This is a genomic window from Blastomonas sp. AAP25, assembly GCF_001295965.1.
Taxonomy (GTDB): domain Bacteria; phylum Pseudomonadota; class Alphaproteobacteria; order Sphingomonadales; family Sphingomonadaceae; genus Blastomonas; species Blastomonas fulva.
Map to the genome: position 1 here is coordinate 76,795 of NZ_LJHP01000020.1, position 13,436 is coordinate 90,230.

Genomic DNA, 13,436 nt, shown 5'->3' on the forward strand with positions numbered 1-13,436 from the left:
GATAGGTGCAGACCGGCGCTGCGGCTGTGAACCAGACTGCAGGAGAAAATGTCGACATGGATTTCAATCTTTCGGAGGAACAGGTCGCGTTCCGTGACGTGGTGCGTCGCTGGGTGGATGCTGAACTGCCCAAGGACCTCATGCGCACGCTGGAGGCCGATGAAGAAAACTACCCTTATGTCATCTGGGACAAGCTGAAAGAGCAGGGCTTTTTCGGCATCGGGATTCCAGAGGAATATGGCGGACTGGGCGGCGATGTCGTCACCCAGATGATTTTTGCGCGCGAAATGGCGCGCACCGCAGGCGGCCTGCTTTGGGTGTGGGGCCTCACATCCTTCGGTGGTGCAAAGACCCTTACCGTCGCAGGTACCGAGGAACAGCGCCGCAAGTGGCTACCGGAAATGGCAGCGGGCAACATGCGCGTTTCGCTGTCGATGACGGAACCCGATGGCGGCACCGACGTGCTTGGCGCGATGAAGACCTATGCCGACAAGGTCGACGGCGGCTGGGTCATCAACGGCGCCAAGATGTGGACCACGGGTGCGCGCGCGGCAGACCGTCTGCTGGTTTTGTGCCGGTCGGATCGCAATGCCGCCAAGAAGCACCACGGGCTGACGGCGTTCTTCGTCGATGCAAAGTCAGACGGCATTACCGCGTCGCTGTTGCCAAAGCTTGGCATGCGGGCGATGGGCAGCTGTTCGGTCACCTATGACAATGTCTTCGTGCCCGATAGCGATGTGCTGGGCGAACCGCACATGGCGTGGGGCGCGATGCTGCCCAGCCTGAACAACGAGCGCATCATGGTCGGTGCCCAGTGCCTCGGCGCGATCGACGGCGTGCTGGAAGATGCGCTTGCCTATATGAAGACGCGCAAGGCATTTGGCAAATTTATTGGCGAATTCCAGATCCTGCAGCATTATGTCGCTGACATCGCGACATCGCAGAAGCTGACCGAATTGCTGCTATACAACGTGGCGTGGATGCAGGCCCAGGGCATGCCGTGTGGCAACGAGGCCAACATGCTGAAGATGGTGGCCACTGAAAGGGCGGTCGAGGCGGCAGATCTTGGCATCCAGATCCTGGGCGGCATGGGCTATTCCGCAGAAACCGACATGCAGCGCTACTGGCGCGATCACCGCATCCTGCGGATGACTCCCATATCGAACGAAATGGTCCGCAACAGCATTGCGGAAAACCTTGGCCTTCCCCGGTCGTTTTGAAGTCGAGGCGTTTGACATGCAAGAGACCGAACTGCCCCCTGCCCCGGACGTCGCCGGCACATCGCTGGACGGCACGAAAATCTTTACGATCACCGCTGAAGAAAACGCGGCATTGTGCCGATCGACCGGTGTGGAACCGGCAGACGACGGCAGCGCGCATCCGATCTATTACTACATCGCGACCCAGGTCGCGATGGGCAAGACTGTCGCCGGGGTGTGCGAAACCTGCGAGTTCGATGTCGAGGAAGGCCCGATGATGGGATCGTCCGGCGTGCGTTTCCAGGCACCATTGATGGTCGGCGACAGCTACCGTGTAACCGGCGAAATATTGTCGCTGGTGCGCAAGCTGAGCCGCAAGCTTGGCGTCATGGATGTCCTCACCTACCGTCTGCGCCTGCACCGGCAGGCTGACGACACCTGTGTTGTGGAGACCGACAATGTCTGGGTCCTGCCGCGCAAGGAGCTTGCCGCATGACCCATGCTGTTGGTGATGCCCTTGCGCCGTTCGTAATTCCCGGCGTCAGCCCGGAGGCGATGCGGCAATGGTCGGTGTTTCTTGCCGACCCCAATCCGATCCATCTCGACGTCGAAGTGGTCAAGGCCAAGGGGCTGGGCGATCGCGTCATCAACCAGGGGCCGATCAACGTCGCCTACATGATGAACATGCTGATGACCGCCTTCCCCGGATGCACCATCGAAACCATGGACTCGCGGTTCCTCGACAATGTCTATGGTGGCGACAAGGCAATCGCATCGGGGAGCATCACCTCCATCGATGGCAACCGTATTTCGTGCACATTCACGCTCGACGTCGAAGGACGCGGCACCGTGAACGCCGGCACTGCAACTATTCTGATCCCGAGTTAAGGAGAGTCGATATGCCAAGTGGTCCTTTTGCACATGTATGCATGGTCGTGCGCGATCTTGAAAAAGCCATCGAGGACTGGACGAAGATCCTGCGCGTCCTTGATCCGCAGAGCCTTGAAAAGCGCATCGTCAAATATGACGAATTCTCCTCGGGCGATGATGCCGGGATGAAGTGGGCGACCTTCGTTAACGAACATTCGACCGAGATCCAGTTCATCCAGCCGGCGCCGGGCACCCCGATGGGACGCAGGCTCGACAAGGTTGGCGAACATGTCCACCACCTGTGCTTCACCACCGATGACGTCCCCGGCGCGATGGCAAAGCTCAAGGCCGACGGCATCCACCTGCCCGGCGATGGCGAATGCTTCAACGACCCAGACATGACCTGGCAGAAATGGAGCTGGGTCGGCGCCCAGAGCACCCACGGGTGCCTGATCGAGGTCGCTTCACCCTATGAAAGCCGCAACGACGGCAAATGGCATCATGCGCCGAACAAGTTTGCTTATGCAGGCCCCGGTGAACACCCCTCGCACGCAGAGACCGTCGCCATCGCGGCGGAATGATGTGTCGCCGCAGACCATCCGCCTGAAGGCAGACAGGGTGGAGCTTGCCGGAAGCGCCTTTGGCGATCCGGCAGCTTCCCCTGTGCTGTTCTTCCATGGCGGAGGTCAAAGCCGCAGCGCATGGCTCGGCTCGGCCATTGCAGTGGCAAAGGCAGGATATTACGGCATCAGCGTCGATCTGCGCGGCCACGGCGACAGCGAATGGGCGGCGGACGGCGACTATCTGCTCGATGCCTATGCCCGCGATGTCGAGCGCTTGCTGGCGCACTTCGCACGGCCCGTGACGCTTGTCGGTGCTTCGCGCGGCGGTCAGGCGGCACTGGTCGGCGGATCGCGTCATCCTGGGCGGGTACGCCTGATCATGCTCGCAGATGTCGCGCCGTTGATGGAGGATTCCGGCATCAACGGTATCCGCAACTTCTTCGCAGAAGGGGCAATCGGTTTTGCGACGCTCGATGAGGCTGCGGATTCGCTCTCTCGCAATCTTGACCAGCCAAGGCTGGTCGATTCCGCCAGACTCGCTCGCGCCATGCGGCAGGATCCCTCAGGTCACTGGCACTGGCGATGGGACCCGGCAACCGGCAGAGCCGAGTTCCTGCACCCGCCGAGCGAAGGCGAGGCTCTGCTGGCCGCCGCCGCACGGGTAACATCGCCCGTGATGCTGGTGCGAGCGGAGCATAGCCATCTGGTCACCGATGCCGGAGTGGACCGTTTCCGCGCATTGGCCCCGCAGCTCGAAGTCATCATCGCCAAGGGTGCCGGGCACATGTTCACCGCCGACCGTAACGATGCCTTTGCGGCGGAACTGCTGGCCTGCCTTGCGCGCATCCCCGAAGGAGTCCCTGCATGACCCGCCATGCTGCATTTGTGGTCGGCGCAACCGGCGGGCTGGGTGCGGCGGCGGTGACGGCGCTGGCGCGTGACTGGCCCGGTGTTGCCATCGGCTACCGGTCCAGCAAGGCAAAGGCCGAAGCGGTTGCGACCGGGATATCGGGCACATGCGAGGGATTGCCGGTCCATTGCGACCTATCGGACAAAGCCTCGATCGAATCGGCGGTGTTGCAGGCCCAGGCCCATTTCGGTGGCATAGGCACCATGGTGTTCGCCTCTGGCGTGGCTATCGACCAGCCGTTCGTCAGCAAAATCGACGAGAGCCAGTGGCGCGAGGTGATCGAAACCGAACTCATCGGGCTGACCCGCGTGGTAGCAGCCACACTGCCGATCTTCCGGGCCCAGAAGCACGGCAATTTCGTGATCGTCGTTTCGGTCGCGAATTATTGCTTTCCACCGGGCGATGCACTCTCCTCAGTTCCCAAGGCCGCCATGGAGGCGGTGGGCCGGGCGATCGCGAAGGAAGAGGGCAAGTTCGGCATCCGAGCCAACATGGTTGCGCCCGGCATCATCGATGCAGGGCTAGGCAGCCATTTCCTGGAAACGCTGTATTCGCCCGATATCTGGGAAAACCAGAAGAAATCGGTGGCGCTGCGCCGGTTCGGCAGTGGCGAAGATATAGGCGATGCCATCGCCTTCCTCGCCTCGAGCCGTGCGCGGTACATCACTGGTCAGACGCTGATCGTCGATGGCGGTTTCAGCCTCTGAACGAGCGTCGAGCGTCGAGCGCCGGGCGTTGTCGGCTAAAACAAAAAAGGGGGCCGGAGCCCCCTCTTCCTGACCAACCAGGCGTGGTCCTTATTTATAGGGATCGACCGGCTGCGGTGCCTTCATCACTTCCAGATCGATCAGCATCGAAAGCACATCAGAGATCGAGTAGATGTGGATGATCTTGTCGCCTTCGAACTTGATCCAGCTGAACCACAGCACATCGAGCTGGTTTCCGGTAGGCTGCACGCCCATATAGGGGCCACCGGTGTGCTTACCGTGGTGATGGCACAGCACGCAGATTTCATCATCGCCTTTGCCCCATGCCTTGAGCGTACGGTAGACGCTCGGCGGAAAGGTCGTGAACAGCGCGCGTGGCGAAGTGTTCCATTCCTCGAACGTACCCAGATCCGGACGGTTCGGATTGTCGTAGGTCATCTTCTCGGTGTCCATGAACTCGTCGAAGCCGCCCCAGTCGCCCACGTTGAGCTTATCGTGCAGGTCCATCCACTGATTGACCATGAAGGTCTGGCGGTCGGTCAGGCCATCGCAGATCTCGGCACGCTTTTCGGGCGAAAGCTTGAAATCATCGATGGTGAAGGGGGGAATGCGGCCAGCCATATTGGGTCTCCAGTAATTCTGCCGTGATGATGCGGCCGTGGGGAAGGTGCCGTCTGGTCCAGAAGGGCCAGCCAGCCAGTCAATACGCAAGCTTTTCCAGCCCAGCGTCACACTGCAACCTACCTTCGGGCAGGCCTGTAGCCTTGCCGGGTTGCTAGGGGAAAAAGCGAAAACAATCAAAATGCGGAGCTGGATTGCCATGACCCTTTCTGTGCAGGAGATGTCTGACCGGTTCGAAATCCAGGATCTGCTGGTTGGCTATTGCTATGCGGTCGATGACCGGGATTTTGACGCGCTCGACCAGTTTTTCACCGAAGATGCCATCATCGATTATAGCGAGATGGTGGGGATCAAGGGATCGCTTGCTCAGATAAAGGCGTTCCTGACGGAGAGCCTTGCACCGATCACCGCCGTGCAGCACGCGGTCATGACAACGCAATACCGGTTTGACGGCGACCGATGCGAAACCCGCACCGTGTGCAACAATCCGATGGTGGTGCCCGGCGATGACGGGCAACCGCAGACGATGTTCTTTGGCCTTTGGTACATCCACCAGCTGCGGCGGACAGAGCAGGGTTGGCGGATCGCCAGCCTTTATGAAAAGAAGTGCTTCAACCACAATCTGCCCGACTATATCCGGCAGCTGGTGGCATGACCGCGCCGGATATGGGTGAGCCGGTCAACCCGTGGATGATGGAGACCGGAAGCTTCTGGATCTGGGGCGCGCTTGCGGTCCTGGCGATCGTGTTCACCTTGAAGGACCGTCGTATCCCGTTGTTCGGCCTGGTGCTGGTGGCGGCAACAAGTGCCTTCTGGCAGGAGTTCTTCGGTGATTGGGGCGCCTATCTCGCCTGGAACCCTGCGTTTGCGCGGCTGCCGTTCTGGGGTGAGATGGCGTTCACCACCCCGGTCAAGCCGCTGTTCATTCCCTTCAGCTGGGGCTGGTGGTTTGCCCTGTCGATCCCCCTGCTGGTCGCGCTGACCCGGTGGCTCAACCGCAGGCTTCCCCGGTTGTCCACCACCCTGATCGCTCTGGTCATCGCAATGCCGCTGTTCCTGGCCTATCAGATCAATGTCGAAGGCAGTTCGGTCGCCAATGGCTGGTGGACCTATGATGTCGTCATCGGCCCGGCGCTGGAAAGCCCCAAAGGGCGCCTGCCGCTGGTATTCCCGATCCTGCTCGGGCTGTGGGCAGGACTATTCGTTGCGCTGCTTGCCCGGCGTAATCCGCAAGGCTTCATGCCGCACGAGATGTGGGCAGGTGCCGAGGAACGCACGGCCGGCTGGCGGCGCGAATGGACCCGGCTCTGGTCGATGGTCGCTGTGTTCCAGGTGAGCTTTCTTGTCGTCAACATAGCGCCGGCGGTGATCGGTCGGGCGCTGTTCGGCGGGCCCAGCGTGCTCGTGCCATGACAATCCTCAACCGCCTGCTTGCAGCGTTGCTGCTCCTGATGGGCGGGGCGCTTGTCTGGCTCGGAACGCAGCTTATCCTTGCGGGCGGGTCCCTCTATTATCTACCCGCTGGCCTTGCCCTGCTGGCGACGGCATGGCTGTTGTGGACCCAATCGGCGCGCGCCCTGCTGCTGTTTGGCGGGCTTTGGACTGTCACACTGGCCTGGGCGTTTTGGGAATCGGGCCTGAACGGCTGGGCCTTGGCGGCTCGGCTGGGATTGCTGACCGGGATCGGGCTGTGGCTGCTGACGCCGTGGGTGCGTCGCTCGTTGGGGGTCAAGCCTGTGACCGCGCTCAGTGGCGGCCTGCTCGCGCTTGCCATAATCAGTCTTGCGGGCGGAACCGGCTGGATCTTCTGGAACGACCGCATCACCGGCGGGACCGATCTTGCCGCATCCGGCGCTGGGCCTAACGACGCACGCGATGGCGAATGGCTGCATTATGGCAATGCGCAAGGCGGCAACCGGCATTCACCGCTTGCACAGATCACGCCCGCCAATGTCGGAGCGCTCCGCAGGGCCTGGACCTTTTCGGCTGGCAAGGAGCCCAATGGCGACCCTGCCCCGTTTGAGGCCACGCCGCTGAAGATCGGCGACCGGCTGTACGTCTGCACAGGCTATAACGACATCATCGCGCTGGATGCGGAGACCGGCAGGCAAGTGTGGCGCTTTGCCGCGCACGCCGACACCGATGGCATCTTCGGCCAGACCTGCCGGGGGATCAGCTATTACCGTCAGCCCGATTCCCTGCCCGGCGCTGCCTGTGCCGAGCGTGTCTACACCGCCACGATCGATTCGCGGCTGCTGGCGGTGGACGCTGCCACCGGCAAGCCCTGCCAGGGTTTCGGCAACAGGGGTGCGGTCAATCTGCTCAAGGGTATGAGCAAGGCTCCGACAGGTTACTACCACCTCACCTCCCCGCCAGCCGTCGTGGCAGGCAGGCTGGTGCTGGGCGGCTGGGTCACCGATGGCCAGACGACCGGCTCGCCCTCGGGCGTGATCCGCGCCTATGACGCTGTCACCGGGCAGTTCGCCTGGGCGTGGGATATGGGCAGCCCCGACAAGGCGACCGAGCCGGAACCGGGCGAGACCTACACCCCCGGAACCCCCAACAGCTGGAGCGTGATGAGCGCCGACGAGGCGCTGGGTCTGGTTTACGTCCCGACCGGCAATGCGACCCCCGATTATCATGGTGCACACCGCACCCCGGCCATGGAGAAGTATTCCAGCTCGGTCGTGGCGCTCGATGTGGCGACGGGCAGGCCGCGCTGGTCATTCCAGACCACGCACCACGACCTTTGGGACTATGATGTCGGATCGCAGCCGGTGCTGGTCGATCTTGCCGATGGCCGTCCGGCGCTGCTGCAGCCCACCAAGCGCGGCGAAATCTTCATGCTCGATCGGCGCACCGGCAAGCCCATCGCGGAAGTTACCGAGCAGAAGGTGCCGGTCAGCCAGGTTGCGGGTGAGCGATCCTCTCCCACCCAGCCGTTCTCGACCGGCCTTCCAAGCTTCGAAGGACCCCGGCCGAGCGAGCCGACGATGTGGGGGCTGACCCCGATTGACCAGGCCTGGTGCCGACTCCGCTTCAGGCAGGCTCGGTTTGAAGGGACGCTGACGCCGATCGGCGATGATCGTCCGACGATCACCTGGCCGGGCGCGCTGGGTGGCAACAACTGGGGCAGCGTTGCGGTCGATCCGAAAAGCCGCATCATGATCGTCAACTCCTCGCACGTGATCAACTACAACAAGCTTCTGCATCGCGCCGTCGCCGATGCGATGGGGCTGAAGCCCGTCGCCAAGCCCAGCTTCGAGAATGTCGCAGGTCCGGTTGCGCAGCAGGGCACTCCGTTTGCCGCCGCGATCGCTCCGTTCCTGTCGCCGCTGGTCGCCCCTTGCACCCAGCCGCCCTACGGCCTGATCAGCGCAGTGGACCTGAATAGCCGCACGCTGCTGTGGCAGAAGCCGTTCGGCACGGCGCGCGACAGTGGTCCGCTGCTGATGTCCACCGGGCTGCCCATTCCCATGGGCGTGCCCAACATCGGCGGTGCGGTGGTCACCGGATCGGGGCTGGCCTTCATCGGCGCGACGCAGGAACACAGGATCCGGGCGTACGACATCCGCACCGGCCGGGAGCTGTGGAAAGGCCGTCTGCCCGCAGGAGGCAATGCCACACCAATCAGCTACTGGTCGGCAAAATCAGGCCGCCAGTTCGTCGTGATTGCCGCTGGCGGCCATGGCGGAATCCTCTCGGGCTATAGCGACCAGCTCGTCGCCTTTGCCTTGCCCCGCAAAACCAGCCGATAAGGAGAACCCGCCATGTCCTGCAATGTCGTTGTGACCGGGGCGACCCGGGGACTGGGGCGCGGCATCGCCCGCGCGTTTGCATCCTGCGGCGCGATGGTCGGTGTGACAGGCCGAGACGCATCAGCGCTGGCCGATGTGTGCACCGAGATCGAGGCGCACGGCGGCAAACCCTTAGCCCTTGAGTGCGACCACCGGGACGACGGTGCGGTGGCAGCAGCCTTCGCCAGAGTGCGCGACGAGATGGGCCACCTCGATATTCTCGTCAACAATGCGGCGGCAGTGTACGGGCAAGATCTGATCGCGCCCGGACCGTTCTGGGAAAAACCTCTGCGGCTGGCCGAGATGATCGAGGTCGGCCTGCGGTCCAACTATGTCGCCGCATGGTACGCAGCACCGCTGATGGCGGCAGCGGGCAAGGGGCTGATCGCAAGCATATCGTTCTATGGCGCGGTCTCGTATTTTCATGGCCCAGCCTATGGCGCAGCCAAGGCCGGAACCGACAAGATGACCGCCGATATGGCGGCTGACCTTGCACCCTATGGCGTGGCGGCGGTGTCGATCTGGCCAGGCTTCATCCTGACCGACGCGGTTCGGGCGATGCCGCCTGAGATGATACCCGACGACCTGCGCGCCATGCTGCCGACCTGGGAAACCCCCGAATTCACCGGGCTGGTGATCGATGCGCTTTACCGCGATCCCGAATTGATGCCGCTGTCCGGCCAGGCGCTGATCGGGGCAGAGCTAGGCATCCGGTACGGCATTGCAGACAATGATGGCAAGCAGCCGATATCCTATCGCGCTAGCATGGGCGCGCCGCGCATGCCCAATTCTGCAGCAACGGGAGAGCAGCCATGATCCAGGCTGTGCTTGTTGTGATGACCAAGGCGCATCCGGGGCGCGAGGCCGACATGGACGACTGGTACACCAACATCCACGTCCGCGATGCCTTGCGCTTTCGTGGTTCGATTGCCGCCGAGCGGTTTGCGCTCAGCACCGCCCAGCCGGTCGCCCTGCTCGACGGTTTCGACTGGCAGTGCCTTGCGCTTTACGACGTGTTCGACGCCGAGCGCTTTTCGCGCGAACATTGGGAGAATGCCCTCACCAACCGGATGATGGTCAGCGATGCCATCGATGACAGCGTGCTCGAGGATTATCATTACTATCCGCTGGCGTTCCGTAACCCCGATCCGGAGACGCCGCACGGCGGCGGCATCGTGCTGGAACAGTTCAACGCCACACCGGGGTCCGATGATCGCCTGCGCGCATGGTATGCCGACCATTATCTTCCGCAAGCTGTGCGGCGGACTGGCGTCCATTCCGCAGCGCTGCTGATGTTTCGCAGTTATGGCCAGATGATCCCGACCAGCCCGGCATACCACTATGTCGGCATCTACAGGGTCAACGATACTGCGGCCTGGCGGGGATGGCAGGATGCACCGATGCTCGCCCAATCGCCGGAAATCGATCCGGCGACATTGCGGATTACCCATTGGGACAGGCTGACCGCGCGATTGACGAAGGACGACGTCGCCCACCCGACATCGCAGGCACTTGCCGCCGAGGAGCGCGCCCGCGTCCATATGGGTGACCGGGTGCTGACCGGAGGCACCGAAAAGCTCGGCGCGGCGTAAAGGGTGCGGCCAATCAGCCCGCGGTGATGCCGTTGTCGGCGGTGTAGATGGCGCCGTGGACCGACCGGGCGCGGTCTGAAGCGAGGAACAGTAGAGGCTCGACAATGTCTTCGGGCTGCGACGGGGGGCGGATGCCGATGTAGCGCGCGACCAGGCTCTGGTCGGCATCCGGCGGAAACTCCAGCCTCTGCACCATCTCAGTCAGCATCCCGCCGGGAGCCAGCGCGTTGATCCGCACAGGCTGGTGCATGAATTCCATCGCCAGCGATTTCGTCAGGCTGAGCAGCGCCGCCTTGCTCGCCGCATAGGGCGCGAGATAGGCCTGGCCTGAAAACGCCGCCGTCGAGACGATGTTGACGACGTTGCCGCTGCTTGCCAGCAAATGCGGCATCGCCGCCTGGATCATGAAGAACGGTGCAGTCACGTTGATGGCAAATATCCGCGACCAGGCGTCAGTCGTGACATTGCCGAGCGCATGAAAGTTCAGGATGCCCGCTATGTTGCACAGTATGTCCAGCCTGCCATAGGCCGCAATCGCGGCATCAACCGCGCTGCTGCAGTTCTCGGCCTGCGCCAGATCGCAGGCAAGCTGACAGGAATCCTCGCCCGCCGCCGCAATGCGCCGCTGCGTTTCGGCAAGCCCTTCGGCGTTGATATCTACCATGAAGACCTGCGCGCCTTCGGCTGCGAAGCGCAGGCTCGCCGCGCGGCCCAGGCCTGATGCTGCGCCGGTGACCAGCACCACCTTGCCACTGAATTCTGGTCCGCTCATGACTGTCCTTTCGGTGGATTGGTGCCAAAGGCGCGCCCGGCTTGCGGCCGTGCAAAGATCAGGCGAATCACCAGCGCCGCCGCATCTGGACGCTGCGGCGGCGCGCGCGCAGCTGGCGTTGTCGCTCGTCCGGGGCAACGACGGGAGTATCTGCAGGCAGGTGGTCGCGCAGGGCCGCTGCTTCGATCACACGCAGCGAAGGCGCTGGCCCGCTGCTGGCGCGGGTCCAGCGCAGCATGATCGCGCCCTGCAGGTTGCCACCGGTATCGAGCCAGTTCGGCACGCCCGGATCGTCCATGGCGATGACCGCGCGAAACCGGCCATCGGTATCAATTCGCGCCTGCCCGCCGTTGAGGCTCGACTGGCGGTTCATCCAGTCGATGCTGTTCCACAGCATGTCGGAGAGCTGGACATTCCAGTAGAGAACGGTTTCGGGCAGGTCGGTTTCCAGCAGCAGGACCTGACCCTGTGTGAGATCGAACAGCCCCTGGTAATAATGCTGACCGGTCACCCCGCCCCGCCCCGCCCAGTCGTCGTGCTCCAGCAAGTTCCACAGGCCCTTGTCGCGTTGCGACTTGATGAACCCCAGCGCCATGCCGGCCAAGCGGCGGGGATAAGCGGCGAGCGCTGCCAGCCGTTCGGCAATCTCAGGCGCAGACCATTGCCGGGGTTGATGCGGCTTGTCGGTGCGTTCGATCGCGATCCGCGCCTCGCGCCCCACGCCCCAGTCATAACATGCCTGACGAAGCGAGAGCGACCGCGCGGCAGGGTCCAGCCGGTGCCAATCGCCGGACCAGTCGGCGGGTCGCTCCGCGCTCAGCAGCAGCGAAAAGCGCCCATTCTCATCGAGCGTCAGGCTGTCGAAATCCAGCGTGCCGAGCGAGGGGCCAAGCGGTTCCATCACGCCCAGCCCGCCCGCCACGATGTCGAGATGGACGAACAGGCCGCTGCCCCGCTCCCCCGACAGGACATAGCAGCCAGCGCCGTCGATCGAGGCGGCCCCGTAGATGAAATCGGGATTGGTGCCGACGCAGTTGAGATGCGTGTTCACCGCTGGCACGAAATCGGGCAGGTCGGAATCGGCAAAGGCGGTGAACCAGCCTGATGCGAGCGTTAGCAGGAACAGCCGCTCCGCCTCTGCCGCTTGTTGCGGATCATCGGGATCGGCCAGCAGCCCCAGGAGGTCGGATGTCGCACCAAGGCTGGCGACGGTTTCGTCCCAGCAGCTCACAAATAATCGCGATAGGCAGCGATATAGTCGGCATAGACGCTTTCGACCTGTTCGCGGGTGAGACCATAATCTGCCAGCTCATAGCGGTGCTGGCCGTGCTTGTCCGCAGGGTTGGCGGCCCACCAGGTGTTGACGGCGTTCTCGGTCTCGGGCGTGAAATCCATCTGCGCATGCGCATAGATGCCCCGCACCGCGGCGACCGGATCGGCGACGATATCCTTGAAACGAAGATCGTGGACCTTGATCTGCGGGTTGGCCTTTCGCCACGCCATCGACCGGACCTGCCCGTCATGCCAGAGATGCAGCAGTTCCCGGCCCAGCGCCGGGCGGTCGATGTCCGTGAAGCTCACGCAGCGGATGACCTCGATAAGCCGAGAGATCGACGCCATCACGGTGGCCGGATCGCGGTGCGGCTGTACCAGCACAGCATCAGGATAGACCGACATCAGCTCGGGCAGATGATAGGCGTGTTCCTGCACCTTCAACACCCAACGCTTGCGCGGATTCTTCCACGCCAGGTGCTGCAACCACATCCTGTGTACCCGGTAGCCAAAACTGGTGTCCGCCTCGCGATACCAGGCATAATAGCCGGGCAGGCTGAACAGCATGCTGGGATTGATCCCCTGGAACGCAGTTTCCAGCATCATGCCACATTCCTGCGGTACGCGCGCGCCGATCGGGTGCGCTTTCAGCACATCTGCCCAGGCGCCCGTGAAGTTCGCAGCAACATAGGCATCGAAGCCATCAGCGCGCGGATCGGTATCGAACGTATCCGCTTCGGGCGGCGGCGATGGTGCGGCGACCTCCCATTGCAGCGGCGTTCGCACCTGCGGATCGGCACCGATCAGCGCATGCAGGATCGACGTGCCACACCGCGGCAGACCCAGAATGAACACCGGCCGGTCGATGACGACATCGGCGATCTCGGGGTGCTCGGCGCGATCGCGGGCGATGGCTGCCAGGCGTGCAAGATTGTCCTCGAACTGCGCCAGCGCCCGCTCCCGGCCAGCGGGCGATAGACCCCTCTCGTCTTCCAGCGCGGTAAGCGCTGCAGCCAGGCCTGGGCGGGTGCCGGCAGCCATCTCGCCATCCAGGCCTGCTGTGGCCAGCATGGCGTCGGCATCAGGTCGCTGCAACATCATCGATTTCCCCTTTGTCCGCACGATGCAATGCG

The 13,436-nt window shown here is 63.0% G+C and carries 15 protein-coding genes; 11 read left to right on the forward strand and 4 right to left on the reverse strand.

The genetic code is table 11. The annotated features are described in order from the left end of the window. The first annotated feature begins 56 nt into the window (after positions 1-56). Genes IP68_RS13510 through IP68_RS13535 form a run of 6 tightly spaced genes read left to right on the forward strand, consistent with a single transcriptional unit; the run spans position 57 to position 4,249 of the window. Positions 57-1,220: an acyl-CoA dehydrogenase family protein gene (locus tag IP68_RS13510; protein ID WP_054135801.1), complete on the forward strand. Its 1,164-nt coding sequence runs from the start codon at positions 57-59 to the stop codon at positions 1,218-1,220. Between the two features lie 16 nt (positions 1,221-1,236). Further along, positions 1,237-1,695, forward strand: a complete 459-nt coding sequence (locus IP68_RS13515) for a hypothetical protein (protein WP_054135523.1) — start codon at positions 1,237-1,239, stop codon at positions 1,693-1,695. Beyond that, positions 1,692-2,087: a MaoC/PaaZ C-terminal domain-containing protein gene (locus IP68_RS13520; RefSeq protein ID WP_054135524.1), complete on the forward strand. Its 396-nt coding sequence runs from the start codon at positions 1,692-1,694 to the stop codon at positions 2,085-2,087. The genes IP68_RS13515 and IP68_RS13520 overlap by 4 nt, the downstream gene beginning before the upstream one ends. Before the next feature lie 11 nt (positions 2,088-2,098). Continuing rightward, positions 2,099-2,650 (forward strand): VOC family protein, encoded by a 552-nt coding sequence (locus IP68_RS13525; protein WP_255352549.1) that lies wholly within the window; start codon positions 2,099-2,101, stop codon positions 2,648-2,650. Position 2,651: 1 nt separating this feature from the next. Next, positions 2,652-3,500 (forward strand): alpha/beta fold hydrolase, encoded by an 849-nt coding sequence (locus IP68_RS13530; protein WP_054135526.1) that lies wholly within the window; start codon positions 2,652-2,654, stop codon positions 3,498-3,500. Further along, positions 3,497-4,249, forward strand: a complete 753-nt coding sequence (locus IP68_RS13535; RefSeq protein ID WP_054135527.1) for an SDR family NAD(P)-dependent oxidoreductase — start codon at positions 3,497-3,499, stop codon at positions 4,247-4,249. Before IP68_RS13530 ends, IP68_RS13535 begins: the two co-directional genes overlap by 4 nt. A gap of 90 nt (positions 4,250-4,339) precedes the next feature. On the opposite strand, the gene IP68_RS13540 is transcribed toward IP68_RS13535, so the two are convergent. Continuing rightward, positions 4,340-4,870: an ester cyclase gene (locus IP68_RS13540; RefSeq protein ID WP_054135528.1), complete on the reverse strand. Its 531-nt coding sequence runs from the start codon at positions 4,868-4,870 to the stop codon at positions 4,340-4,342. A 37-nt stretch (positions 4,871-4,907) separates the two neighbouring features. Here IP68_RS13540 and IP68_RS13545 point away from each other — a divergent pair, with 37 nt between their 5' ends. The 5 genes from IP68_RS13545 to IP68_RS13565 are packed head-to-tail and all read left to right on the forward strand — an operon-like array spanning position 4,908 to position 10,259. After that, the gene (locus IP68_RS13545) at positions 4,908-5,525 is read left to right on the forward strand and encodes a nuclear transport factor 2 family protein (protein ID WP_335617668.1); all 618 of its coding nucleotides are present in this window, start codon (positions 4,908-4,910) and stop codon (positions 5,523-5,525) included. Continuing rightward, the gene (locus tag IP68_RS13550; protein ID WP_054135530.1) at positions 5,522-6,283 is read left to right on the forward strand and encodes a spirocyclase AveC family protein; all 762 of its coding nucleotides are present in this window, start codon (positions 5,522-5,524) and stop codon (positions 6,281-6,283) included. Before IP68_RS13545 ends, IP68_RS13550 begins: the two co-directional genes overlap by 4 nt. After that, positions 6,280-8,628, forward strand: a complete 2,349-nt coding sequence (locus tag IP68_RS13555; RefSeq protein WP_054135531.1) for a membrane-bound PQQ-dependent dehydrogenase, glucose/quinate/shikimate family — start codon at positions 6,280-6,282, stop codon at positions 8,626-8,628. The genes IP68_RS13550 and IP68_RS13555 overlap by 4 nt, the downstream gene beginning before the upstream one ends. A 12-nt stretch (positions 8,629-8,640) precedes the next feature. Continuing rightward, a complete protein-coding gene (locus IP68_RS13560; RefSeq protein WP_054135532.1) occupies positions 8,641-9,483 on the forward strand; it encodes an SDR family NAD(P)-dependent oxidoreductase in 843 nt (280 codons plus the stop codon). After that, positions 9,480-10,259: a hypothetical protein gene (locus tag IP68_RS13565; protein ID WP_054135533.1), complete on the forward strand. Its 780-nt coding sequence runs from the start codon at positions 9,480-9,482 to the stop codon at positions 10,257-10,259. The genes IP68_RS13560 and IP68_RS13565 overlap by 4 nt, the downstream gene beginning before the upstream one ends. 13 nt (positions 10,260-10,272) lie before the next feature. Here IP68_RS13565 and IP68_RS13570 read toward each other — a convergent pair whose 3' ends face one another. From IP68_RS13570 to IP68_RS13580, 3 genes are all read right to left on the reverse strand, one after another. After that, positions 10,273-11,031: an SDR family NAD(P)-dependent oxidoreductase gene (locus IP68_RS13570; protein ID WP_054135534.1), complete on the reverse strand. Its 759-nt coding sequence runs from the start codon at positions 11,029-11,031 to the stop codon at positions 10,273-10,275. Between the two features lie 67 nt (positions 11,032-11,098). After that, a complete protein-coding gene (locus tag IP68_RS13575; RefSeq protein WP_054135535.1) occupies positions 11,099-12,262 on the reverse strand; it encodes a DUF1214 domain-containing protein in 1,164 nt (387 codons plus the stop codon). After that, positions 12,259-13,401 carry a sulfotransferase gene (locus IP68_RS13580; protein WP_231684001.1) on the reverse strand — a complete coding sequence of 381 codons (1,143 nt, stop codon included), beginning with the start codon at positions 13,399-13,401 and terminating at the stop codon, positions 12,259-12,261. The genes IP68_RS13575 and IP68_RS13580 overlap by 4 nt, the downstream gene beginning before the upstream one ends. Positions 13,402-13,436 lie beyond the last annotated feature (35 nt).